Source organism: Acinetobacter sp. 22301, assembly GCF_052045285.1.
In the GTDB taxonomy this organism is placed as follows: Bacteria; Pseudomonadota; Gammaproteobacteria; order Pseudomonadales; family Moraxellaceae; genus Acinetobacter; species Acinetobacter pittii.
Window position 1 is genome coordinate 132,577 of sequence record NZ_JBQEOR010000009.1, and the last position, 24,243, is coordinate 156,819.

At 39.5% G+C, this 24,243-nt stretch carries 29 protein-coding genes; 20 read left to right on the forward strand and 9 right to left on the reverse strand.

Annotated features, from left to right (window positions below; translation table 11 throughout):
• Positions 1 to 117 precede the first annotated feature (117 nt).
• The 6 genes from ACTJJH_RS14010 (at position 118) to ACTJJH_RS14035 (ending at position 3,854) form a co-directional block, all read left to right on the forward strand.
• Positions 118 to 462 (forward strand): SMI1/KNR4 family protein, encoded by a 345-nt coding sequence (locus tag ACTJJH_RS14010; protein WP_032005633.1) that lies wholly within the window; start codon positions 118 to 120, stop codon positions 460 to 462.
• Positions 463 to 689: 227 nt separating this feature from the next.
• Positions 690 to 1,196, forward strand: coding sequence for a PadR family transcriptional regulator (locus ACTJJH_RS14015; RefSeq protein ID WP_017399727.1), 507 nt, complete (start codon positions 690 to 692; stop codon positions 1,194 to 1,196).
• A 60-nt stretch (positions 1,197 to 1,256) separates the two neighbouring features.
• Positions 1,257 to 1,562, forward strand: coding sequence for a DUF3861 domain-containing protein (locus tag ACTJJH_RS14020; protein WP_039766217.1), 306 nt, complete (start codon positions 1,257 to 1,259; stop codon positions 1,560 to 1,562).
• A 158-nt stretch (positions 1,563 to 1,720) separates the two neighbouring features.
• On the forward strand, positions 1,721 to 2,668 hold the full coding sequence (locus ACTJJH_RS14025) for a pirin family protein (RefSeq protein WP_039766218.1): 948 nt from the start codon (positions 1,721 to 1,723) through the stop codon (positions 2,666 to 2,668).
• Positions 2,665 to 3,072: an OsmC family protein gene (locus tag ACTJJH_RS14030; protein ID WP_002114081.1), complete on the forward strand. Its 408-nt coding sequence runs from the start codon at positions 2,665 to 2,667 to the stop codon at positions 3,070 to 3,072. The genes ACTJJH_RS14025 and ACTJJH_RS14030 overlap by 4 nt, the downstream gene beginning before the upstream one ends.
• Positions 3,073 to 3,185: 113 nt before the next feature.
• Positions 3,186 to 3,854, forward strand: a complete 669-nt coding sequence (locus ACTJJH_RS14035; protein WP_440601310.1) for a glutathione S-transferase — start codon at positions 3,186 to 3,188, stop codon at positions 3,852 to 3,854.
• A gap of 40 nt (positions 3,855 to 3,894) precedes the next feature.
• Here ACTJJH_RS14035 and ACTJJH_RS14040 read toward each other — a convergent pair whose 3' ends face one another.
• Positions 3,895 to 4,509 (reverse strand): SPOR domain-containing protein, encoded by a 615-nt coding sequence (locus ACTJJH_RS14040; protein WP_032063709.1) that lies wholly within the window; start codon positions 4,507 to 4,509, stop codon positions 3,895 to 3,897.
• A gap of 157 nt (positions 4,510 to 4,666) precedes the next feature.
• Positions 4,667 to 6,457 (reverse strand): arginine--tRNA ligase, encoded by a 1,791-nt coding sequence (gene argS, locus ACTJJH_RS14045; protein ID WP_017387379.1) that lies wholly within the window; start codon positions 6,455 to 6,457, stop codon positions 4,667 to 4,669.
• Positions 6,458 to 6,951: 494 nt separating this feature from the next.
• Between argS and ACTJJH_RS14050 the strand changes: the two genes are divergently transcribed.
• Both ACTJJH_RS14050 and ACTJJH_RS14055 read left to right on the forward strand, forming a co-directional pair.
• Positions 6,952 to 8,649 (forward strand): NAD-dependent malic enzyme, encoded by a 1,698-nt coding sequence (locus ACTJJH_RS14050; RefSeq protein WP_002114135.1) that lies wholly within the window; start codon positions 6,952 to 6,954, stop codon positions 8,647 to 8,649.
• 89 nt (positions 8,650 to 8,738) lie between these two features.
• Positions 8,739 to 9,191, forward strand: coding sequence for a hypothetical protein (locus ACTJJH_RS14055; RefSeq protein ID WP_262440736.1), 453 nt, complete (start codon positions 8,739 to 8,741; stop codon positions 9,189 to 9,191).
• Positions 9,192 to 9,291: 100 nt separating this feature from the next.
• Here ACTJJH_RS14055 and ACTJJH_RS14060 read toward each other — a convergent pair whose 3' ends face one another.
• Positions 9,292 to 10,212 (reverse strand): Dyp-type peroxidase, encoded by a 921-nt coding sequence (locus tag ACTJJH_RS14060; protein WP_161283079.1) that lies wholly within the window; start codon positions 10,210 to 10,212, stop codon positions 9,292 to 9,294.
• Positions 10,213 to 10,370: 158 nt separating this feature from the next.
• On the opposite strand from ACTJJH_RS14060, the gene ACTJJH_RS14065 reads away from it, so the two are divergent.
• Entirely contained in the window at positions 10,371 to 10,997 is a 627-nt protein-coding gene (locus ACTJJH_RS14065; protein WP_002114069.1) for a LysE family transporter, read from the forward strand.
• Between the two features lies 1 nt (position 10,998).
• Here ACTJJH_RS14065 and znuB read toward each other — a convergent pair whose 3' ends face one another.
• The 3 genes from znuB to ACTJJH_RS14080 are packed head-to-tail and all read right to left on the reverse strand — an operon-like array spanning position 10,999 to position 13,070.
• Positions 10,999 to 11,808 carry a zinc ABC transporter permease subunit ZnuB gene (znuB, locus tag ACTJJH_RS14070; RefSeq protein WP_017401863.1) on the reverse strand — a complete coding sequence of 270 codons (810 nt, stop codon included), beginning with the start codon at positions 11,806 to 11,808 and terminating at the stop codon, positions 10,999 to 11,001.
• 3 nt (positions 11,809 to 11,811) lie between these two features.
• Complete coding sequence (znuC, locus tag ACTJJH_RS14075) at positions 11,812 to 12,600, reverse strand: zinc ABC transporter ATP-binding protein ZnuC (protein WP_320539514.1); 789 nt, start codon at positions 12,598 to 12,600, stop codon at positions 11,812 to 11,814.
• A complete protein-coding gene (locus ACTJJH_RS14080) occupies positions 12,573 to 13,070 on the reverse strand; it encodes a transcriptional repressor (RefSeq protein ID WP_002114130.1) in 498 nt (165 codons plus the stop codon). The genes znuC and ACTJJH_RS14080 overlap by 28 nt, the downstream gene beginning before the upstream one ends.
• Positions 13,071 to 13,197: 127 nt before the next feature.
• Between ACTJJH_RS14080 and ACTJJH_RS14085 the strand changes: the two genes are divergently transcribed.
• The 11 genes from ACTJJH_RS14085 (at position 13,198) to ACTJJH_RS14135 (ending at position 22,007) form a co-directional block, all read left to right on the forward strand.
• On the forward strand, positions 13,198 to 14,037 hold the full coding sequence (locus ACTJJH_RS14085) for a metal ABC transporter solute-binding protein, Zn/Mn family (RefSeq protein WP_057086148.1): 840 nt from the start codon (positions 13,198 to 13,200) through the stop codon (positions 14,035 to 14,037).
• Positions 14,038 to 14,207: 170 nt separating this feature from the next.
• Positions 14,208 to 14,606: an ATP synthase subunit I gene (locus ACTJJH_RS14090; protein ID WP_005072004.1), complete on the forward strand. Its 399-nt coding sequence runs from the start codon at positions 14,208 to 14,210 to the stop codon at positions 14,604 to 14,606.
• Between the two features lie 104 nt (positions 14,607 to 14,710).
• Positions 14,711 to 15,586 carry a F0F1 ATP synthase subunit A gene (gene atpB / locus ACTJJH_RS14095; protein ID WP_002114072.1) on the forward strand — a complete coding sequence of 292 codons (876 nt, stop codon included), beginning with the start codon at positions 14,711 to 14,713 and terminating at the stop codon, positions 15,584 to 15,586.
• An 84-nt stretch (positions 15,587 to 15,670) separates the two neighbouring features.
• A complete protein-coding gene (atpE, locus tag ACTJJH_RS14100) occupies positions 15,671 to 15,916 on the forward strand; it encodes a F0F1 ATP synthase subunit C (protein ID WP_000424060.1) in 246 nt (81 codons plus the stop codon).
• Between the two features lie 38 nt (positions 15,917 to 15,954).
• The gene (locus tag ACTJJH_RS14105; protein ID WP_001024691.1) at positions 15,955 to 16,425 is read left to right on the forward strand and encodes a F0F1 ATP synthase subunit B; all 471 of its coding nucleotides are present in this window, start codon (positions 15,955 to 15,957) and stop codon (positions 16,423 to 16,425) included.
• Positions 16,426 to 16,437: 12 nt separating this feature from the next.
• Positions 16,438 to 16,974 (forward strand): F0F1 ATP synthase subunit delta, encoded by a 537-nt coding sequence (locus ACTJJH_RS14110; RefSeq protein WP_002114070.1) that lies wholly within the window; start codon positions 16,438 to 16,440, stop codon positions 16,972 to 16,974.
• A gap of 46 nt (positions 16,975 to 17,020) precedes the next feature.
• Positions 17,021 to 18,565, forward strand: a complete 1,545-nt coding sequence (atpA, locus tag ACTJJH_RS14115; protein ID WP_002114049.1) for a F0F1 ATP synthase subunit alpha — start codon at positions 17,021 to 17,023, stop codon at positions 18,563 to 18,565.
• A 77-nt stretch (positions 18,566 to 18,642) separates the two neighbouring features.
• Positions 18,643 to 19,512: a F0F1 ATP synthase subunit gamma gene (gene atpG / locus ACTJJH_RS14120; protein ID WP_002114131.1), complete on the forward strand. Its 870-nt coding sequence runs from the start codon at positions 18,643 to 18,645 to the stop codon at positions 19,510 to 19,512.
• A gap of 30 nt (positions 19,513 to 19,542) precedes the next feature.
• Positions 19,543 to 20,937: a F0F1 ATP synthase subunit beta gene (gene atpD / locus ACTJJH_RS14125; RefSeq protein WP_002114045.1), complete on the forward strand. Its 1,395-nt coding sequence runs from the start codon at positions 19,543 to 19,545 to the stop codon at positions 20,935 to 20,937.
• 17 nt (positions 20,938 to 20,954) lie between these two features.
• Positions 20,955 to 21,374 carry a F0F1 ATP synthase subunit epsilon gene (locus ACTJJH_RS14130; RefSeq protein ID WP_002114076.1) on the forward strand — a complete coding sequence of 140 codons (420 nt, stop codon included), beginning with the start codon at positions 20,955 to 20,957 and terminating at the stop codon, positions 21,372 to 21,374.
• A gap of 150 nt (positions 21,375 to 21,524) precedes the next feature.
• On the forward strand, positions 21,525 to 22,007 hold the full coding sequence (locus tag ACTJJH_RS14135) for a DUF2846 domain-containing protein (protein WP_069141671.1): 483 nt from the start codon (positions 21,525 to 21,527) through the stop codon (positions 22,005 to 22,007).
• 46 nt (positions 22,008 to 22,053) lie between these two features.
• On the opposite strand, the gene ACTJJH_RS14140 is transcribed toward ACTJJH_RS14135, so the two are convergent.
• From ACTJJH_RS14140 to ACTJJH_RS14150, 3 genes are all read right to left on the reverse strand, one after another.
• Positions 22,054 to 22,650 carry a hypothetical protein gene (locus ACTJJH_RS14140; protein WP_087090527.1) on the reverse strand — a complete coding sequence of 199 codons (597 nt, stop codon included), beginning with the start codon at positions 22,648 to 22,650 and terminating at the stop codon, positions 22,054 to 22,056.
• Between the two features lie 141 nt (positions 22,651 to 22,791).
• Entirely contained in the window at positions 22,792 to 23,337 is a 546-nt protein-coding gene (locus ACTJJH_RS14145) for a glutathione peroxidase (RefSeq protein ID WP_440601311.1), read from the reverse strand.
• Between the two features lie 120 nt (positions 23,338 to 23,457).
• A complete protein-coding gene (locus tag ACTJJH_RS14150; protein ID WP_104080468.1) occupies positions 23,458 to 24,222 on the reverse strand; it encodes an AraC family transcriptional regulator in 765 nt (254 codons plus the stop codon).
• Positions 24,223 to 24,243 lie beyond the last annotated feature (21 nt).

Genomic DNA, 24,243 nt, shown 5'->3' on the forward strand with positions numbered 1-24,243 from the left:
ACGATTTTAATAAGAGTAAATTTATTAGCTCAAGGAACTGTATATAGAGGGTTGAATATAATATTTTATAATTTTATATGCTGGATTGGTTTTACCTAATTTTAAGGTCTAAAGGTTATGCCCCTATTAAATGAAATAAGAGCCAAAATTGAAAGAGATTTCCATAGACAACTACCAGATATATATTTTGAATTATTAAAATTTTCAAATGGTTTTTTATTTGAAAGTGGCGTAGTTATTTATTCTTCTGATGAGGTTTTTGAAAGAAATCAAACTTTTGAAGTGCAAAAGTATGCTGGAGATTATTTAGCTATAGGTGATGATAGTGGTGGAATATCAATTCTTATACCATTTCTAGGAACAGGTGTTTTTACTGTAGATCAAGGCAGCATGGATACTAATGACATGAGTAAAATTAGTGATTCCTTAATGAACTGGTTTAAAGCTGGATGCCAAATTTAGCTTTTGGCAAATGAATTTTAAATGGGATAAATGAACCAAGGTTGGTTTGATGAGAATAATTTTTAAGAGTGCTTAAGCACTCTTTTTTTATTACTTAGTTTTTAAAGCTCAAAATTAATTTTGATAACTATCAAACCAATAGAACAACTCTTATTACTTTTACTTGATCAAAGATATATTAAGATATATCTTAATAATTATAAATTGATCATTTTGGATCTTAAAAGATGAAACAACAATCAGAACAGCATCATGCTGAACATCATCGTTCGGGACGCCGTGGAAGACTTTTTGAAGCTGGACGCATGAAACTTTTGGTACTCCACCTTATTCAGCAAAGCCCAAAGCATGGCTATGAAATCATTAAAGAAATAAGTGATTTGGTAGGCGATGGCTATACGCCAAGCGCAGGAACAATTTATCCAACATTAACCAGTCTTGAAGAAATGAATTTGATTAATTTGCTGGATATAGAGCGTAAGCAATATCAAATCACGGAATTTGGGAAAGCTTACTTAGCTGAACAACAAGACAAGTTGAAAGAGTTATTAGAAAAACTACGTTTAAGACGAGAAATCCACAGTAATGATGAATTAATCGAAATTCATCGTGCCATGGAAAACCTAAAAACAGCCTTACGGTTGAAGTTGAACTCGGCAGGTTTACAGCAAGAGCAGATTTATCAAATTGCCGAAAAAATTGATCAGGCTGCTGTTGCTATTGGGCGGCTATAAATCGACCTTAAACAATTTGAAATTTTTCAAAGTTATTAACTTTTAAGAGAGAATTTATATATGAAACAACATCAATATCATGTCACGGTACAACACTTAAAAAATGCAAAAGGAGAAGCTTCAACTTATACTGAACGCCTTGAATTCTATGCGGGAAATCATGACGATATTTTTGAAATTGTTGAACGCTTAAAAAAAGCAGATTTTTTTGATGATGAAACTACAAAATCTTTTGGTGTTGGCTTAAAGTTATTTAGTGAAGTCATGTTAGAAAATCGAGACCATCCACTATTTCAAGAGTTTCTCCCGCAATTTGGTCAATTTATGAAAAACCTAAAACAGCTCGTTAAAACTCAATCAACTTAAGCTGCTCAGTGCAGCTTTTATTTTTCTATAATTAAAAAATGGATTGTCTCATTCATAGCACCCTGTGTATTACTAAAAGACTATATTGAATAATGAGTGTATTGTTAAGATCATTACAACGACTCATTGCAAAAGCATAGGTAAAAGAGAGTAATATCATGAGCAATAATAATGATTACGATATTTCTGATTCAAAGGATTGTGAAAAATTTGCCAATCAGTTTATTCAGGAATTTCCAATTCGCTCTGCTGAAATTGGACAGGGGACAGTCATTAAGCGGGCTTTACCTAGCCGACAAAAACGAATGATTGGTGCGTGGTGTTTCCTAGATCATGCGGGCCCAGTAACTTTTCCGGCGGGTGATGGTTTAGATGTTGGTCCTCATCCTCATATTGGTTTGCAAACCTTCACGTGGATGATTGAAGGCACCATGATGCATACCGATAGTCTAGGCTCAAAACAACTGATTCGACCTAAACAAGTTAATTTAATGACGGCAGGTCACGGAATTTCACATACAGAAGTTGCACCTGATACTGAAACTCAAATGCACGCTGCTCAGCTCTGGATTGCCTTACCAGATGCTAAGCGCAACATGGATCCGAAATTTGAACATTATCCTGAACTGCCTGTTGTTGAGAAAGACGGTCTAGAGTTTACCGTGCTTGTGGGTGAATATTTGGCAACTACTTCTCCAGTAGTTGTACATACACCGTTAGTGGGTGTTGACCTCATTGCTACCGAAGATACGAAAACCCGCATTCCATTAAATCCTAATTATGAATATGGTTTTATGGCGCTTGAGGGTAGTGCTCATGTAAATGGCCATGAGTTAACTGCTGACAACATGGTGGTATTAGATACGGGTCTTAGTGAAATTGAGATTGAAGTAAAAAAAGGTAACCGTATTCTTTTGATTGGCGGTGAACCGTTTGAAACACCAATTTTACTCTGGTGGAACTTTGTTGCACGTACAATGGATGATTTAAAAGAAGCCCGTGAGCAATGGATTAACCATGATGCACGTTTTGGTGAAATTCCAGATTATGTTGGTGCACGTTTAGAAGCCCCTGTTCTTCCAGATCAAATGAGAGCATCAAAATGACAGCAGTAATCGCAAGCAGTAAAGCAAAGCCCCTTGCTGAACAATGGAAGGGCGAAATCACCAGTGGTCGTCACCAATATTTTTGTGATGAGCCAGAAAAGTTAGAAGGGCAAGATCAAGGCCCAGCGCCATATGATTTGCTCACTGGAAGTTTAGCCGCGTGTACGCTCATTACTTTAAGAATGTACGCAAAGCATAAGGGTTATGATTTTGGTGAGTTTTCAGTTGAAATCGATTTTCATACCAATAGAGAACATGAAGAACATATAGAACGTCGTATTGTTTTTAAAGACTTGCCAAACGAAGAGCTTCAACAAAAAATCTTAGCGGTATGCGGTAAAACCCCAGTCACTAAAACTTTGTTACGTAGTTTAGACATTCATACTGTGCTTGTTACAGCGTAAAAATGCTATTTTGTTGAGGTGGATGATTTTATATCCATCCCACAAATGGAATAAAACAGCATGTTCACATGCTGTTTTTTATGTAAAAAAGAAAAATAAAAGCAGGCAATAACATGATTAGTGTACACCACCTGGAATGTTCGCGATCGTTTCGAATTCTATGGGCTTTAGAAGAGTTGGGCTTAGATTATGATATTCATTATTATCAACGTCTACCTAACTATTCCGCTCCAGAAACATTGAAATGTATTCATCCTTTAGGTAAAGCTCCGATTTTGACTGATGATGAACAAGTCATCGCAGAATCTGCTGTGATTTTAGAATATTTACAGCAGCGTTATGATCAGAAGCAACAATTTAAACCTACAGAGACACAAGATTTACAGCAGTATATTTACTGGATGCACTATGCAGAAGGTTCACTTATGCCGTTATTAGTCATGACTTTGGTCATGAATAGTGTAAACAAGCATGTACCATGGTTAATTCAACCAGTAGCTAAAAAAATCACAGAAGGGGTGAAGGCAAATTTTGTTCGCCCACGCATGAAAGATCATATTAGTTTTTTAGAAAACTATTTGGCAGAGCATGAATATTTTGCAGGTGATTTTTCATTCGCTGATATTCAAATGAGCTTTCCTTTGGAAGCTTTACAATCTCGCTTACAGGGTAAATACCCTCATATTCAAGCTTTTTTACACCGTATTCAGGAAAGACCTGCGTTTCAAAAAGCGAGACAAAAGGGAATTGGTTCTAATGAAAGGAATTGTGCAGATATTTAAAAGAAAAGGAACAAATATTTGTTCCTTCTTTATTTTCACTTTACTTGCGTTTGATCACGATAGAATCAATGCCACTATGTTGTAAGGTCTGCTGAGCAGCCAAGGCAGCGTCTTGAGTATCATACGGTCCGGAAATAACGCGATACCATGTTTGTCCGTTTTCAGTACTTTTGACTACATCCGCAGATAAGCCATTTAAAATGATTTCTGCACGGCGGGCATCAGCCTGATCAGGATCGTTATAACTACGAACTTGTAAAATATATGTAGGTTGCTGAGGAGTTGTAGCTGACTGATTCGGGTCAATTCCTACACTTTCAGAGGCGGCTGGTTGAGTGGTACTTGGTGCTTCAACGATCATAGCAGTGCCTTGATTTTTACTTTCAGGGATCGCTTGTTCAGGAATAGGGGTAACCTGTTGTTGAGGCAATAGGTCGTAGAAGCGATAGTCTTTATTAGTATCTTCTTCTTGATAATGTTCAGAAGTAATCTGATTTTTCGCAGGAACAGGTTGCCAAGGTTTCCAAAGCATAAGCATTACAGCGATACATAAGACCGCCAAAATAGCGACAAGTGTCCCTAACCATTTGGGAATTATGGGCTTTTTAGGCTTATTAGGTCTTTCAGATACACCGCGTTGCGTTTTGCCAAACACGTGGATTATTCCTCTGTATTTTGATTGTTTTTTAATTCGAGTTTGAGTCTCGTCTTACGATGCTAAAAACAGTGGTTTGTATCGATATTTTAAATATACAAACCACCGCTTACTATATATTGCATGACCTTTAATTTGCTGTCATGCAATATATTTATTACATAGATTCTGGTGCAGATACACCAAGTAATTCTAAACCATTACGAAGCACTTGTTGTACATTGATTGAAAGCAATAAACGGGCTTGTGTAAGCTCTGCATCATCGCTTAATACTTTATGTTCATTGTACCAACCGTGGAACAGGGCAGCTAACTCTTTTAAGTAATTACCAACCTGATGAGGTTCATATGCATTTGCAGCACGTAATACCGCGTCTGGGTATGCTGCCAGTTTAGCAAGAATCTCAGTTTCTGCATCAAGAGACAAGCGAGCTGCATGTGGACGAGCAGCGTTTACATCGAATTGTAAATCTGTGCTTACTGCTTTTTCTAACATACGACAAATACGTGCGTGTGCATATTGAATATAGTACACAGCATTGTCTTTACTTTGTGAAACAGCAAGGTCAAGGTCAAAGTCGATGTGTTGTTCACTCTTACGCATTACGTAGTAGAAACGAGCTGCGTCATTGCCCACTTCTTTACGTAAGTCACGTAAAGTCACGAATTGACCTGAACGAGAAGACATTTGAACCATCTCGCCGCCACGCCATAAACTTACAAACTGAACTAAAAGAACAGTCAATTTCTTAGAGTCGTAACCCATTGCATCAATCGCCGCTTTTACGCGAGAAATATAGCCATGGTGGTCAGAACCCCAAATATCGATTAGGTCAGTATAACCACGTTGTAGTTTATTTAAGTGGTATGCAATGTCAGATGCAAAGTAAGTCGTTTGACCATTACGACGCTTAACAACACGGTCTTTTTCATCACCAAATTCAGTCGACTTGAACCAGATGTTGCCATCTTTTTCATAAAGGAAGCCACGTTGATCAAGAGTTTCTAAAGCTTCATCAATTTTTGCACTAAGAGATGCTTCACTAAACCATTGGTTGAACGTTACACCAAAGTCAGCAAGGTCATCTTTAATATCATCTAAAATGGCGTGAAGAGCAGCTTGGTGGAATACACGGTAACCTTCACCTAACAATTGTTGTGAGTTGGCAATAAGGCCATCAATATGCTTTTCTTTATCACCAGATAACACAACTTTGTTGCCTTCGCTATCTAGCTCTTCAGCATATTGCACATCTTCTGGTACATCTTTATAAACATTCGCAACTTCACGAACGTAAGCATCGCCATCTTTATCAATAATGCCTTGTGCGATTTCTTTAACGTAATCGCCTTGATATGCATTTTTAGGGAATACAAGGTTTTGTCCAAGTAGTTCCAAATAACGTAAATAAGTAGAAGTCGCCAAAATATCCATTTGACGGCCAGCATCATTCACATAGTACTCACGGTCAACTTTAGCACCCGTTGCTTCAAGTAAATTAGCAACAGTCATACCGTATGCCGCACCACGTCCATGACCTACGTGTAGGCTAGACGTAGGGTTTGCAGAAACAAATTCGACTTGAATCTTTTTCGCTGCATTTGCTTGGCTACGACCAAAAATTTCTTTTTGTGCTTGAATTTGATCAAGAATAGCAAAACGCTGATCTGCATTTAAAAAGAAGTTAATAAATCCGGGCCCTGCGATTTCAGCTTTACTGATATCTGCCACTTCTGGTAATGCAGCTAGAACTTTCTCAGCTAAATCACGTGGTTTCATACCAGCAGCTTTCGAGCCGATCATGGCAATATTAGAAGCAAAGTCGCCATGGCTTCGGTCTTTGGTGCGTGTTAAATTGCTTGTGTTTTTCCAGTCGGAAGGAAGCACCCCTTCTTGTTGAAGAGTTTGCACTGCATGGTCGAGAGCTGCTTGTATTGCCGTATTCATATCAATCGAAAATAGATGTCGCAGAAAAACGTCAAATATAGCAAATTTCCGATGACTTAGGGGAGGGGATTTAATATTTCAATAATTCTTTATGCAAATTACTGATGATTATTTTTTAAATGAATGTTGGTTGATGAATCGCCTTACTATTCTGAAAATAAATAATTACAAGCCTTCTGGGCAGTTTTTGTGAGTAAATTACGTGTTTAATTTAATATTATTTCCTGAGGAAATACCTATTGCCACTAACTCATATAATTATGGCTTTTAAAATTGAGAAAATAAAAGAGGTTTTTAAAATTATAGAAATATTAAGATACTGATTTATATTAATTATTTTTAAACATGTTGTAACTAAATAGTGTTTAATTTTAACATCACGGTTTAAAATATCTATTTTGATCGAATTAGGCTTAAGCTTATACGCACAAAGAGTTTTAGAGACCATACAAAACGTGTTTTTCTCTACTCTAAGCTGGAAAATGAGATAGGCAATGATATCAGGACACCCAAGTAAACATCCCCTTTATATTCCATATGCAGGTTTTACACTTTTAGAGTTACCACTCTTAAATAAAGGTTCGGCTTTCACTGAAGAAGAAAGAAGTAACTTTAACTTACACGGTTTACTCCCCCATATTATTGAAACTATTGAAGAGCAGAGCCAGCGCTCTTATCAACAATATTGCGCTTTTACTGATGATATCAATCGACATATCTATTTGCGTAATATCCAAGATACCAACGAAACCTTGTTCTATCATTTAATCGAAAATCATCTTGAAGAAATGATGCCGATTATTTATACCCCAACAGTGGGTGAGGCATGTCAGCGTTTCTCTGATATCTATCGTCGTCATCGTGGTGTTTTTATTTCATATCCAGATCGTGATGTGATTGATGATATTTTGCAGAACGTAAATAAAAATAATGTAAAAGTCATCGTGATTACTGATGGTGAACGTATCCTAGGTCTTGGTGACCAAGGTATTGGTGGTATGGGTATCCCTATTGGAAAACTTTCACTTTACACCGCTTGTGGTGGGATTAGTCCAGCTTATACATTACCAATCACAATTGATGTAGGGACGAATAATCCACAATTGTTAAATGATCCGATCTATATGGGTTGGCGTCAGCCACGTATTAGTGGCGATGAATATTACGCATTTGTCGATATGGTGATTGAGGCTGTGAAGCGTCGTTGGCCAAAAGCGTTAATTCAGTTTGAAGATTTCGCACAAAAAAATGCGATGCCGCTTTTAGAAAAGTATCGAGATAAAATTTGTTGTTTTAACGATGATATTCAAGGAACAGCAGCGGTATCTGTAGGTAGTTTGATTGCTGCAAGTCGTGCAGCAGGCAAGCAATTAAAAGATCAAACAATTGCTTTCTTAGGCGCGGGCTCTGCGGGATGCGGTATTGCAGAGCAAATTGTTGCGCAAATGGTTGCTGAAGGTCTGACTGATTCTGAAGCACGTGCACGCGTTTATATGGTTGATCGTTTTGGCTTGATTACCGAAAATCAGCCAAACTTATTGGACTTCCAACGCAAATTGGCGCAAAAAGCTGAGGTGGTTGATCAATGGGGCAATATTGAAGAAGTGATTTCACTCCTTGATGTTGTTAAAAATGCTAAGCCTACAGTGTTAATTGGCGTTTCTGGTCAACCGGGTCTGTTCACAGAAGAGATTATCAAGACCATGGCGGCGAATTGTGAGCGCCCAATTGTCATGCCATTGTCTAACCCAACTTCACGTGTTGAAGCTGTGCCAGCAGATATTGTGGAGTGGACTGAAGGTAGAGCGTTAATTGCAACAGGTAGCCCGTTTGCTCCTGTGAATCATCACGGTAAGCTTTATAATATTTCTCAGTGTAATAACTCGTACATTTTCCCGGGCATTGGCTTGGGGGTGGTGGCATCGGGTGCTAAACGCGTTACTGAAAATATGTTAATGGCTTCAAGTAGTGCTTTAGCGAATTGCTCGCCATTACTAAAAGATCCGCAAGCTGATTTATTACCACCTTTAGGGGAAATTCAGCAAGTTTCTAAGGTTATTGCGTTTGAAGTTGCGAAAGCTGCCATGGCAGATGGCGTGGCTGTAACGATTAGTGATGACTTACTACAGCAAAAAATTGATCAATCATTCTGGAAACCTGAATATCGCAAATATAAGCGTATTCCTTTCTAAGGTTCAGAAAATAAAAAAGAGGAGCTTAAGCTCCTCTTTTTTATTAATATATCTTGGTTTAAATAACACATAATTATGAGCACTTTTTCATGAAAAATATTTATATTTTAATTTTTATAGGCGCTTTAATGGCTTGTAGTGATAAAAGTCCGCATAAAACACAAAATGATTCTAATCATGAATCTGGGGTGATACAGGCGGAGGCGAATAAATCATATTCTGTTGTAAGTGAAGCTTTACCGGCAAGTACAAAGAAAGAGAATACGGTTAAAACAAAAGAAGCTGATCAAATAGCTCAAATTTCTTGTTCAAATCCGAATATTACACAATGGTATGGTTTTGATGAGGCTGCTACTGAACCAAAGTGTGAAGTCGTAAACAGCTTTAAATTGTCAGCTTATAAGTGTGATATTTCTAAGAATGCCTTTGGTGCCGATAAAGATGCTATTTTATTAGAAAATCAAGACAAACGAATTTTTGTTTATTCAACTTCTAAAGATTGTAATGAAATTCTGGAAATAAGAAATTCTAACGCACCATAGATTACTACTTAAGAATATTTTTTATTAACTTATATCAGTAAAGCATACGATCTTTATAAAATAAAAAAGTAGCTATCATGATAGCTACTTTTTTAAAAATTTAACCTTCTAAAACTTCTTCTAATAACTCTTCGCTAGGTGCAAAGTAATATGCGCCGTCTAGTGGTGTCACGAAATGCAATAGGCGATCATGGATACCATCTCCACTTGTACCGAACATACGTTTTAGCATGGCATCAATAATGTTCAGGTCCTTGGTGTAGGCAATGAAAAATAAACCTTGATCACCTCGGCCGTCACCATAAGGCAGACTATGGCGCAAGATTTCCATTTCTTCGCCTTCTTCATCTTCAACAACAGTACGGGCGACATGGGCATTTTCTGGTTTAACGTCATCATCAAGTTCAATTGACTCAAGCTTAGTACGACCCATGACATTTTCTTGAGCATCAACTTTTAGTTTTTTCCATTTTTCTAAGTCGTGTGCATAGCGCTGTGCAAATATGAAACTACCATCTGCAAATACTCCAGCACTTTCTGGGAGTAGGGCTGTTTCCGCGCGGTCATCTGGAAATTGAGGATTTTCAGTACCATCTATAAAGCCAGTAATATCGCGACCATCGAAATAACGGAAGCAAACACGCTCATCAAGAACTTCAACTTTATCTTTAATACCTTCAAAAAATGCTTGGCTTAATGCAAAACAAATATCAGAACGCATACTAGCAATATGGATGAGGACATCAGCGGGAACGGCTGGCATGTTGAATGCGCCGTTTTCTGGTTCAAGTTGTTTAAAGCCAGCAGGAGATTGACTGTAAAGTTGCTTCCAAAGTTCTGGACCAAAAGCGACTGCTGTTTTAATTTGCGCGTCTGAATGCTGAGTAATGAGACGGTCGCGTGTTTCAAACAACGCTTCGAGTTGTTCTTTTAATTCATCAATTGATAAGTCTTTTAAACGAAGAACAATAAATCGGGCATGATCTGATGGCAACGGCAAAATGACAGATTGAGCAGTCATTGGAAGGTATCTCCTCAATTATAATTTAGTATGAGCTTTAATTATTGTGCCTGATGCGAAGAGCGGTTAGTAGTCTATTTCTTGATTTTATTGTTTGAATTCTCATCAATATAGTTTTATAAAACAGTATAATTCCACTTTTATTGTCTATTTTTACTATGTCTTTGCAAGTTTGGTTTGCCTATATGTTGGCCTGTTGGGTCATTAGTATCTCTCCGGGTGCGGGAGCTATTGCCTCAATGTCGAGTGGTCTAAACTATGGATTTAGACATGGTTATTGGAATGCAATCGGTTTGCAAGTTGCCTTGGTGCTTCAAATTATGGTGGTGGCAGCAGGTGTTGGGGTCTTATTTGCCACAACTCCTTTAGCTTTTCAGGCCGTTAAGTGGTTTGGCGTAGCTTATTTATTGTATTTGGCCTATTTGCAGTGGACAGCACCTGTAAAAGATATAGAAATTCAACAAGAAAAAAGAGATAAGTCTGCTTTAGCTCTGCTATTAAATGGTTTTGTGGTTAATATTAGCAATCCTAAAGCGATCGTATTTTTATTGGCGGTTTTACCGCAGTTCTTAGATTTAAGTAAGCCTCAATGGATACAGTACCTAATTATGGCGGCCACTATGATTACGATCGATTTGATTGTAATGGCTGGATATACGGGGCTGGCATCCAAGGTTTTAAGATTACTTCGATCCCCTAGACAGCAAAAATATTTAAATCGGGGCTTTGCTGTGATGTTTAGCTGTGCGGCTTTATTATTGAGCACAGTTCATCAGGCGGCCTAGTTTAGGACGCCTGTGTCTGATTTTTTAGTTTTTGAGTTATAAAAATAACGGCAAAACTTAATGCCATACATAAAACAATACTAAGACCTGTAGAGATATTAAGTGCTGCACTTGACCATAAGCCGACACTAACACCAAGCTGGGCTAACACGAATGCCCAAATAACCATTTGCTTTGGTGAATTTGCCAATAGACGAGCGCTTAAAGCTGGTATTACTAGTAATGCACCCATTAGCAAAGAACCTACAGCACGCAAAGCTAAAACTGTAAATAAAGCTAATAACAGCATAAAAATAAGGCGTTGCCAGTTTGCATTCACCCCTTCACTAATTGCGATATCCGGATCAATTGCAAACTGTATTTGTGGCTGCCAAAAGCGGTAAAGAATTGCGAGTGATATTGCAATAATTAAAGTGAAAACAGGAAGATCTGGCCAATCAATACTAAGTAAATCGCCAAACAAATAACTTAAAAGCTCGGGTCTTAAACTTGGAACATGTTGAATAAACAACAGGCCACTACAGAGTAATGTTGCTGAACATAAGGCTAGCAGAGCATCATTGGGTAAACGGTTGTCATGTAAAGCCCATAAAACGCCTACCAGTAAAACCGCTGTACCTGCAACACCAAGCCATAATGGAAGACTTAAAGCTCCCGCAATAGCAACCCCAAGTAGTGTTCCGTGCGCCATCGTGTCAGCAAAAAAAGACATGCGTCTCCAAAGCATTAAACAACCCAGAGGTGCAGTTAAAAATACTAGCAGAGATCCCATAATCCATGCGGGTAACAATAATTGTAACCATTCCATCATGGCTTAAGCTTCCGGTTCTGGGTGAATATGAGGACGGTCATTATGAGGGCAGGGGTGTGCAGCATCACCGTGAGCACAATGGTCATGATGATGTTGATAGAAAACCCTTTGAGTTCCAAATATTGCCTGATATTCAGGATGTTGTTGGATATTTTCGGGCAGCCCGCTACAGCAAATATGTTTATTTAAACACACCACACGGTGTGTTCCTTGCATCACCCATTGTAAGTCATGAGAAACAATTAAGATCGCGCAACCATATCGTTCTGGTAGGCTACGAACATAATCATAAAGTTCTGCTTCTGACTGAATATCTAGGCCTTGCATGGGTTCATCAAGAACTAAAATATCTGGCTGACGAAGCAGTGCACGAGCCAATAGTACTCTTTGGCGTTCTCCACCTGAAAGTTGTTGTACTTTTGATTGTTGTAACTTTGAAATACCTGTGTCTTGAATAATTTCCTGACGCAGGGCAGGGCTGCATTTTTCTAAATCAAGAAGGTCCTGAACACGTAAAGGAAGGCTGTGTGAAGGATTAAACTTTTGTGGCACATAAGCCATTTTAAGTTTTTTATGATTAATAACACGCCCGCTACTTGGTTGAAGAATACCGAGTAGAACTTTAATTAGTGTTGATTTGCCTGCACCATTGGGTCCAATTAAAGACACAATCTCATTTTGATGTAGGGCAAAATCAACTTTTTTTAATATATTCCGATCATCACGACGAACAGAAACCTGCTCAAGCTGAATTAATACAGGATTTAAGGAGTTGTGCGGCACTGTTGGCATTTCCCCGAAATTTCAATAATGCTGTGTTGAGCCACGAAGTCATCTGAAGCTGCAAGCTGGTCAAGCTGGTGTGTGAGGCCTTGAGAAGAGGCTTCTTTAACCATATGGCATTCGGTACAAATCAGGAACGCTGCTTGATGACCTTCACGCGGGTGGCAGCAAGGAATATACGCATTAATAGAAGTTAGGCGGTGAATGAGGCCTTTTTCTAATAAGAAATCTAAAGTTCTATATACAGTTGGAGGCGCAGCAGGGCGATCGGTTTGACTTTTTATACGTGCCAATAAGTCATAGGCACCCATTGGACCCGACGCATTTAAAATGAGTTCCAGAACTTCTTTGCGCAAAGGTGTAAGGCGTGCGCCAGTCGCAGAACATAAACTTTCTGCTTCAGCTAAACGGCTTGCGACATTATGGTGATCATGCACACCATGCAAAGAATCATGATGTTCATGCGAGCAGGAACTCATAAGGATAACCTCGAATTTTTAACGGAATATTAGCATGAAGCGATGCTTCATTCGATTAATCTTAGGTATTTTTGTAACTTTGTTATATTATAACATGCTTCGAGCTAATTTAAATTGATGGTCTGTCATGTTCCGTTTTTTTGTTTTCAGTATGTTCTCACTTTTGAGTACGTTAGGGTGGAGTCAGGGTTTGGTGGTTTCTACACACCCGATTTATCTGATTGCAAAAGAAGTCACTCAAGGGGTTGAAGAACCACAACTCTTATTAAAGGGACAAACGGGGCATGACGTACAATTAACCCCAGCGCATCGTAAAGCAATTAATGATGCATCTTTGGTGATTTGGTTGGGTAAAGCGCATGAAGCGCCCTTAAATAAATTACTAGGTAATAATAAAAAGGCGATTGCACTATTAGATAGTGGCATTGTTTCTGTTTTACCCCAGCGAAGTACACGCGGTGCAGCTTTACCTAATACAGTAGATACACATGTATGGTTAGAGCCCAACAATGCAGTTCGAATTGGTTTCTTTATTGCTGCTTTGCGCTCTCAGCAACACCCTGAAAATAAGGCAAAGTATTGGAATAATGCCAATGTATTTGCTCGTAAAATGTTGCAGGCAGCACAAGCTTACGATAGTTCAAGTAATGGCAAACCGTATTGGGCATATCATGATGCCTATCAATATTTAGAGCGTTCACTAAACTTAAAATTCGCTGGTGCTTTAACAGATGACCCTCATGTTGCACCAACAGCAGCTCAAATTAAGTATCTTAATGATAGTCGACCAAAAAATCAGATGTGTTTGTTGGCAGAGAGTTTTACCACTAAGGGTCAATACCAAAAATTAGGTAACATTACTTTTCAGCCAGTAGACGAGAGCATGAATAATGAGGATGATTTCGTCACTGCATGGAAGAAACTGGCTATAAAAACAGATAAATGTGTATTAAGTACGCAAAAGTAAGATAAAAAGTAAACAAAGGCTGACTGTAGCGTCAGCACCACCTGTCATGAAAAACCCCGACTAAAGTCGGGAAAAGATTGCATGTTCAGGGGTGTAACTCTATAATGCCTGCGATTAAAAGCGATCATCAGCTAAACTTGTCAAGCATTTATGCTGTGAGTGGATAAATAATGAGCCAAACTAGTCGCTTGATTGACCGACGATTAGCAAAAGCTTTGGTCTTCTTACAAGCATGTATGATCCCTGTTTCCGCACTTGTGGCGTGGAGCATAAAAGACATGACAGCAGCATTAAGTGCGGCACTTGGTGCGTTGGTCTGCTGGCTTGCTACGGGTTATTTTTCGTGGCAATCCTTCAGAACAGCAGGTGCACGAGCATCAAAACAAGTGCTGTCTAACATGTATAGGGGCATGTTAGGCAAATTTGCAATCATGATCGTTGGATTTATTTTGATTTTGAGCAATGTTAAACCTTTATCACCGTTAGCATTGCTGTTTGGTTTTATTCTCGTTCAGGCAATGTCGTGGGTCGCTCCGTTTTGGGTGTCACGTCTACAAAAACGGGTGTAGAAACAAGAAGAATTGAAGATTTTTTGGAGGGTGGCGAGATATCGACAGTACGCCGATGTTCGTTTCCCTTCTTTTTAGTAATTGACATTGACCAGGTGTGATTTATGGCTGCTGAAGAACATGCCCTCACTTCGACAGAGTATATCAAGCATCACTTGACCAATATGACCTATGGCAAAATGCCAGACGGTACATGGAAATTGGCTGAGACTGCTGAAGAAGCTCATTCGATGGGGTTCACTGCAATTCACTTGGATTCAATGGGTTGGTCAATTGGCCTTGGTGTGATTTTCTGTCTGATGTTCTGGATCGTTGCGAAAGCTGCAAATGCAGGTGTTCCAACTAAATTCCAGTCAGCAATCGAAATGATCATTGAGTTTGTTGACTCAAGTGTCCGTGATACTTTTCATGGCAAATCACGTTTAATCGCTCCGCTTGCACTCACTATTTTCGTGTGGATTTTCCTCATGAACTTAATGGACTTGATCCCAGTTGACTGGATTCCTCAAGTTGCAGCGTTTGTAGGTGCAAACGTATTTGGTATGGACCCTCACCACGTTTACTTCAAGATCGTTCCATCTACAGATCCAAACATTACTTTAGGTATGTCTTTATCTGTATTTGTACTTATCTTGTTCTACAGCATCCGCGAAAAGGGTGTTGGTGGTTTCGTTGGCGAGTTGGCACTTAACCCATTTAACCCAAGTAATCCAGTTGCAAAAGCGTTGCTTATTCCAGTGAACTTGATTTTGGAATTGGTAACATTCCTTGCTCGTCCGATTTCATTAGCTCTCCGACTATTCGGTAACATGTATGCCGGTGAGTTGATCTTTATCCTAATTGCTTTATTGCCGTTCTGGATTCAATGGGCGTTGTCTGTGCCTTGGGCGATCTTCCACATTCTTGTAATCACGTTGCAGGCATTCATCTTTATGATGCTTACCATCGTTTACTTGAGCATGGCAAGCGAAAAACATTAATGGTATTGCCTAACTATCAAATGATGGTTGGGCTGAATTTTTTTAATTTAATTTGGTAATAACCTAACCTCTGAGGAATTTTTCATGGAACTCACTTTAGGTCTAGTTGCAATTGCATCTGCTATCTTGATCGCTTTCGGTGCTTTGGGTACTGCGATTGGTTTTGGTCTTTTGGGTGGTCGCTTTTTAGAAGCTGTTGCTCGTCAACCAGAATTGGCTCCACAACTTCAAACTCGTATGTTCTTAATCGCGGGTCTTCTTGATGCTGTGCCTATGATCGGTGTTGGTATTGGCTTGTTCTTCATCTTCGCTAATCCATTTGTAGGTTAATCATCTTAATTCCTAAATCCACTATTTGAGGAATTGCAATGAATATCAACCTCACATTGATTGGTCAAGCGATTGCGTTTGCATTCTTTGTTGCATTCTGCATGAAGTTTGTTTGGCCACCACTAATCAATGCGATTAGTGAGCGTCAGCGTAAAATCGCTGATGGCTTAAATGCAGCAGAAAAAGCGAAAGCTGACCTTGCCGATGCACAAGCGCAAGTTAAGCAAGAACTTGATGCAGCTAAAGCACAAGCGGCTCAATTGATCGAACAAGCGAACCGTCGTGCAGCGCAATTGATCGAAGAAGCTCGTACTCAAGCTGCGGCTGAAGGTGAGCGTATTCGTCAACAGGCTAAAGAAGCTGTTGATCAAGAAATCAATTCTGCTCGCGAAGAATTACGTCAACAAGTAGCTGCTTTGGCAGTAACTGGTGCAGAAAAAATCCTGAACCAGCAAGTTGATGCAGAAGCTCATAACGCCATGCTGTCTCAGCTGGCTGCTAAACTTTAAGCGAGGCGAATTATGGCTGAACTCTTGACGTTGGCACGTCCGTATGCCAAAGCAGCATTTGCTTATGCTTCTGAGCAAGGTGCAACAGACAATTGGTCGAATGCGTTACAAGTGCTCAGTGCTGCGGTGCAAGACGAAGCATTTTCCGCTTATTTAAATCGCCCTGAACTTACTCCTGCGGAGCAAGTGAAGCTTTTTGCTAAAGTTTTAGGTGAAGATCAATCTCAAGCAGTGTCTAACTTTTTGACACTTCTTGCAGATAACGATCGTTTAATGCTGTTACCTGAAATTGAAGCAGAATATGAACAGCTTAAATCACAGAATAACAACAATGTGGATGTCGTGATTGAATCGGCTTTCCCGTTAACTGCTGAACAAGAGCAACTGTTGAAATCTGCTTTAGAAAAGCGTTTTAACAGCACAGTAACTGTTTCAGTTGAAGTTAAACCTGAGCTTATTGCAGGTGTTGTAATTCGTGCAGGCGATCAAGTGATAGATGATTCTGCGCTTAACAAGCTTGAAAAAATGCGTACTCGTCTTCTTGCATAATGCAAATGATGAAGACTGAACTAATAAAAGATTGAGGAATAGCGCAATGCAACAACTGAATCCATCCGAGATCAGTGCGCTCATTAAACAGCGTATCGGAGATCTGGACACCAGCGCGACCGCTAAAAACGAAGGTACCATTGTTATGGTATCCGACGGTATCGTGCGCATTCACGGTCTTGCTGATGCAATGTACGGTGAAATGATCGAATTCGACGGCGGCTTATTTGGTATGGCACTGAACCTAGAACAGGATTCAGTGGGTGCCGTTGTTTTAGGTAACTACCTAAGCCTTCAAGAAGGTCAAAAAGCTCGTTGTACAGGTCGTGTATTAGAAGTTCCAGTTGGTCCTGAACTTCTTGGCCGTGTTGTCGACGCTTTGGGTAACCCAATTGATGGTAAAGGCCCAATTGATGCAAAATTAACTGATGCTGTTGAAAAAGTAGCACCAGGCGTAATTTGGCGTCAATCTGTAGATGAACCTGTTCAAACTGGTTATAAATCAGTTGATACAATGATTCCTGTTGGCCGTGGCCAACGTGAGTTGATCATCGGTGACCGTCAAACTGGTAAAACAGCGATGGCGATCGATGCGATTATCGCTCAGAAAAACTCTGGCATTAAATGTGTATACGTTGCGATTGGTCAAAAACAATCAACAATTGCAAACGTTGTACGTAAGCTAGAAGAAACTGGCGCTATGGCGTATACCACTGTTGTCGCTGCTGCGGCTGCTGATCCTGCTGCAATGCAGTACTTAGCTCCGTACTCTGGCTGTACAATGGGTGAATACTTCCGTGACCGCGGTGAAGACGCTCTTATTATTTATGATGATTTGTCTAAGCAAGCTGTTGCTTACCGTCAAATTTCATTACTTTTACGTCGTCCACCAGGTCGTGAAGCGTATCCAGGTGACGTATTCTATCTTCACTCACGTCTTCTTGAACGTGCTTCTCGTGTATCTGCTGACTACGTTGAGAAATTCACTAATGGCGCAGTAACTGGTCAAACTGGTTCTTTAACTGCATTGCCAATTATTGAAACTCAAGCAGGTGACGTATCTGCATTCGTACCAACGAACGTAATTTCGATTACTGACGGTCAGATCTTCTTAGAAACATCATTATTCAACGCAGGTATTCGTCCTGCTGTGAACGCGGGTATCTCTGTATCTCGTGTTGGTGGTTCTGCTCAAACTAAGATCATCAAAAAATTGTCTGGTGGTATCCGTACTGCTTTAGCACAATACCGTGAATTGGCTGCGTTTGCTCAGTTCGCTTCTGACCTTGACGAAGCAACTCGTAAGCAACTTGAACATGGTCAACGTGTAACTGAGTTAATGAAGCAAAAACAATATGCTCCTTACTCAATTGCTGACCAAGCTGTTTCTGTTTATGCATCTAACGAAGGCTACATGGCTGACGTAGAAGTTAAGAAAATCGTAGACTTTGATGCTGCGTTAATTTCTTACTTCCGCTCAGAATATGCTCCGTTGATGAAACAAATCGATGAAACTGGTGATTACAACAAAGACATCGAAGCAGCAATCAAAGCAGGTATTGAAAGCTTTAAAGCGACTCAAACTTACTAAGTTTAGTTTTAGTTAAGTTTGGTTCACGGATCAACCTTCGGAAGCTCGAAAGAGCTTTCGAATACTAGGTTAAGCGTATGGCAAATTTAAAAGAAATTCGCGCCAAAGTAGCTAGTATCAAGAGCACGCAAAAGATTACTCGCGCGATGCAAATGGTAGCTGCTTCTAAAATGCGTCGTGCGCAAGAGCGCATGGCTCAGGGCCGTCCGTATGCCGATAATATGCGCCGTGTAATTGCTCACTTGGTACAAGCAAACCCTGAATACAAACACCGTTATATGGTTGACCGCCCAGTTAAGCGTGTTGGCTATATCGTAGTGTCTTCAGATCGTGGTTTGGCAGGTGGCTTGAACATTAACTTGTTCAAGAAAGTTGTGCAGCATGTCAAAGCACAACAACAGCAGTCAATTGAAGTTGAATTTGCTTTAATTGGTCAAAAAGCGGTTTCGTTTTTTAAGAATTACGGCGGTAAAGTGCTCGGTGCAACTACCCAACTTGGCGATGCGCCGAGTTTGGAACAGTTAACTGGCTCAGTCCAAGTTATGCTTGATGCATTTGATAAAGGCGAATTAGATCGTATCTATCTCGTATCAAATGGCTTCGTTAATGCAATGACTCAGCAGCCTAAAGTAGAACAACTTGTTCCTTTAGCACCAGCAGAAGAAGGCGATGATCTCAACCGTACTTATGGTTGGGACTATATCTACGAACCAGAAGCAGAAGAATTGTTAAATGGTTTGTTGGTTCGCTATATCGAGTCTATGGTTTATCAAGGTGTGATTGAAAACGTTGCATGTGAGCAGTCAGCTCGTATGGTCGCGATGAAAGCAGCGACAGACAACGCAGGACAATTGATTAAAGACCTACAACTCATTTACAACAAGCTGCGTCAAGCCGCGATTACTCAGGAAATTTCCGAGATCGTTGGCGGTGCCGCTGCCGTTTAACATTATTAAGTTTGAATTGAGGAGACAGCAATGAGTAGCGGTCGTATCATTCAGATCATCGGCGCGGTTATCGACGTCGAGTTTGAGCGCAATAGCGTTCCTAAGATCTATGACGCTCTCCAAGTTGACGGTACTGAAACTACATTAGAAGTTCAGCAACAGCTTGGCGATGGTGTTGTTCGTACCATCGCAATGGGTTCTACAGAAGGTCTTAAACGTGGCCTTAATGTAACTAGCACAAATGCACCGATTTCTGTTCCAGTAGGTCCAGCTACGCTTGGTCGTATTATGGACGTTTTGGGTCGCCCAATTGATGAAGCAGGTCCTGTAGCGACTGAAGAGCGTTTGCCGATTCACCGTCAAGCACCTTCTTATGCTGAACAAGCAGCTTCTACTGATCTTTTAGAAACTGGTATTAAAGTAATTGACTTACTTTGCCCGTTCGCAAAAGGTGGTAAAGTTGGTCTATTCGGTGGTGCTGGTGTTGGTAAAACCGTTAACATGATGGAGTTGATCAACAACATCGCGAAAGCTCACTCAGGTTTATCTGTGTTTGCTGGTGTTGGTGAGCGTACTCGTGAAGGTAACGACTTCTATCACGAAATGAAAGATTCTAACGTTCTTGACAAAGTAGCAATGGTCTACGGTCAGATGAACGAGCCACCAGGTAACCGTTTACGCGTAGCGTTAACTGGTTTGACTATGGCTGAATACTTCCGTGATCAAAAAGACGAAAATGGTAAAGGTCGTGACGTATTATTATTCGTCGACAACATCTACCGTTATACACTTGCAGGTACTGAAGTATCAGCATTGTTAGGTCGTATGCCGTCTGCGGTAGGTTACCAACCTACACTTGCAGAAGAAATGGGTGTTCTTCAAGAGCGTATTACATCTACTAAATCTGGTTCGATCACATCGATCCAAGCAGTATATGTACCTGCCGATGACTTAACAGATCCATCTCCTGCAACTACATTTGCTCACTTAGATGCAACAGTAGTATTGAGCCGTGACATCGCATCTTCTGGTATCTATCCAGCGATCGATCCACTTGACTCAACTTCACGTCAGTTAGACCCATTAGTTGTTGGTCAAGAGCACTATGAAATTGCGCGTGCAGTACAAAACGTATTGCAACGTTATAAAGAGCTTAAAGACATCATCGCAATCTTGGGTATGGATGAATTAGCTGAAGAAGATAAATTGGTTGTTTACCGTGCGCGTAAAATCCAACGTTTCTTCTCTCAACCATTCCACGTAGCTGAAGTGTTTACTGGTGCTCCTGGTAAATTAGTACCACTTAAAGAAACGATTCGTGGCTTTAAAGGTCTATTAGCTGGTGAATACGATCACATCCCAGAACAAGCGTTCTATATGGTTGGTGGTATTGACGAAGTGATTGCTAAAGCTGAGAAACTCTAATTTAAGGAGATCATCTCATGGCGACTATGCAATGTGATGTCGTAAGTGTTAAAGAGTCTATTTACTCTGGCGCAGTAACGATGTTAATCGCGAAAGGTGCTGGTGGTGAGCTTGGTATTTTGCCAGGACATGCTCCACTTGTAACCTTGCTTCAACCGGGCCCGATTCGTGTTCAGTTGGAAAATGGTACAGAAGAAATCGTCTATGTATCTGGCGGTGTTTTAGAAGTTCAACCTCATGTTGTGACGGTTCTTGCAGATACTGCAATCCGTGCTGACAACTTGGATGAAGCGGCAATTTTAGAAGCACGTAAAAATGCTGAACAATTGCTTGCAAACCAAAAGAGTGATTTGGACTCGGCTGCTGCGTTGGCTGCCTTGGCAGAAACAGCTGCACAGCTTGAAACTATCCGTAAAATCAAAAACCGCGCACTATAATTGCCGGTTTGAGATTGAAAAAGCCACCGTAAGGTGGCTTTTTTATTATAAATTTTAGGTGTCAGAATAGTATTTTTATTTAAAATAATATGTTTTTAATGTAAATTTGCGTCTCAAAACTTAAATCATCATAAATAAGAGATACTTAAAATGAAATTTAAATATTGGTTACCACTTCTGATGTCTATTGCTTTTGTGGGATGTGCATCAGTGCCGCAGGCCAATCCACAATTAGCCCAGCAAGCAAAACAACTGACAACCCCAACAAATGGAAATGCGGTAATTTATGTATACCGTTCTAATAATGTAGTTGGTAGTGCTTTGAAAAAAGATGTGTGGGTTGACGGAGAATGTTTAGGGGAAACTGCACGTGGCATATTCTTTTATAAAGAGGTTTCTGGTAATCAAGAACATATAGTTTCAACTGAATCAGAGTTTTCTCCAAATCATTTGAAATTTAGAACTGAAGCTGGGAAAAATTATTTTGTACAGCAGTACATTAAACCTGGTGTTTTTGTCGGTGGAGCCAACCTGAAATTAGTAGATGATACACAAGGCCAGAAAGCGATTAGTGAATATCATTTAGCTGAGGCAGGTAAATGTAGTAAAGCAACTATAGCACTTACTAATTAAACAAATGAAAAAGCCACCGTAAGGTGGCTTTTTTTATAAGGTGATTTTAAGATTCAGTTTTTGAATCTGACTTTTCATCTCCTGCCATAATCATGGCAGCAAGCTTCACCATATCCATTTGAATGGTATTAAGCTGTTTTTCAATTTGGTCAAAATTGATTTGATCTAATTTCCCATTGAGTAATGGCATGCTAAGAGCTTGTTGGTTGGCATGTAATAAACTTTGGCGAATATTCTCAATTTCCTGACTTTTGATATCTAAAGTCAAAAGTGCTTGATTTAAACCTTCTAGTTGCTGTTTTAACGTAGTGACAGTAGTTTTTAGTTCATTCTGATTCTTATCTTGGATGGCTTGTTCAACATCAAGCTGAGTATCTTTAAGCTGTTCAACATAGTCACCAGCTTTAAGCTGTAAATTAGCAGCGTCGCGGACCATATAAAAAATATTGCCGCTTTTAAGTTCGGCTTTGTTGGGTGCAATTTCTGACTCTTGTTGTTCAATGTTTTGGTCAGATGCCTGTTCAGCTATTTCAGTTTTTTCTTGTTCGGTAGCATGGTCTTGTGCCTGATCACACCCGAGTAAAAGCATGCCTGAGGCAAAAATTACAAAAGGAAGAAATGCGCCCTGTAAAATTTTTTTCATAACTACAAACAACATCAAATAAAGCAAATAGATACTATAGGCATAAAATATGAAGAAAGATTGTATTTTTGCAAACGAACAACACTTTGAGGCGAACATAAAAAAGAGCGTATAAAACGCCCTTTCTCACATTTTAAAATATTATTTTGCTAACTCTGCTTCAACTGCTTTAACGATTTGTTCATCGTCTGCTGTTAGGTTCGGAGCAAAGCGAGCTACGACTTCACCATTTTTATTAATTAAAAACTTTTCGAAGTTCCATAAAACTTCTGGAGCAGGGTTGGTTGGAATACCTAAGCCTTCTAAACGCTCACGGAAAGGACCTTCACCAGTACGTTCTGGTTGAGCTGCTGTCAAAGTTTGGTAAAGTGGGTGCTTATCTTCGCCGACTACAGAAACCTTAGAAAATAAAGGGAAATGAACATCATAATTTAATGAACAAAATTGCTGAATTTCTTCATCAGAACCTGGTTCTTGCTCTTTAAAGTTATTTGCTGGGAAACCTAAAATTTCAAGACCTTGGTCTTTTTTTGCTTGGTAAAGTTTTTCTAAGCCTTCGTATTGTGGAGTTAAACCACATTTAGAAGCGGTATTTACGATAATTAGAACTTTACCTTTGTATTGTTCGAGGTCAACCGTTTCGCCTGAAATAGCTTTTACTGGAATGTGATATACAGATTGTGTCATGAGTCTTTCCTAAAGATTGTAATTGATATCAAGTAACGCATTTGTTTTAACTGCTATTGAGGGGTAGTGCAATAATATTCGTGTTCAAAAAAGAAAAAGTTTTTAAAGATAAGCTGAATTCTAGTTATTTCTGATTTGGATAGGTGTTTGCCCAGTGTAACGTTTAAAAAATTCAATAAAACTTGAGCTATGTTGATAACCTAAATCGTATGCTAAACGCTTGATAGACGTCCCTTGGCGAATCTGATGAATGGCATAAACAATTTTGGCTCGGTTACGCCATTCGGACAACGAAAGCTGAAGCTCTTGTTGACTCAAACGTAATAAGTGGCGATCACTGACCGAAAAGTTTTGTAGCAACTGCTGTAAAGAGTGATCAAAAAGTAATGGATCTGAAAGTTTTTCTAAAATAGGCAATAAAACAGGATGCCGTGTTTGCGGTAAATAATGCGAATATGCAGGAGCTTGTTTGAGTTGATCGAATAAAACTTGTAAAAGATGTTCTAAATATTCAGGTTGTTCGGTTTGTTTTTGCTGCTCTAGAATTTGTAAAACTAAAGTGCGAAAAAAAGGCTGAATACTAAAGCATCGACAGGTATTTCCTAAAATAGAGCATAGGCGAGGGTGCAGTCGAATACAGATATAATGAATTTCATGGTCGATATGGGTTGACTGATGAACAGTTTGAGGTGGAATCCAAAGACCATAGCTAGGTGGAGAAAGATATAGCTGTTCTTCAATCTCCATTTCTAATATGCCATTTAAACTGAAATTAAAATCTCCCCAAAGAGATGCATGAGGACGAACAATATCTTCTTTTTGGTATAGAAATTCATGAACTTCTATACTGTTTAATAATGAAAATTGCTGATCCTCATTGTTCATCTATATGCTCTGACTCATATT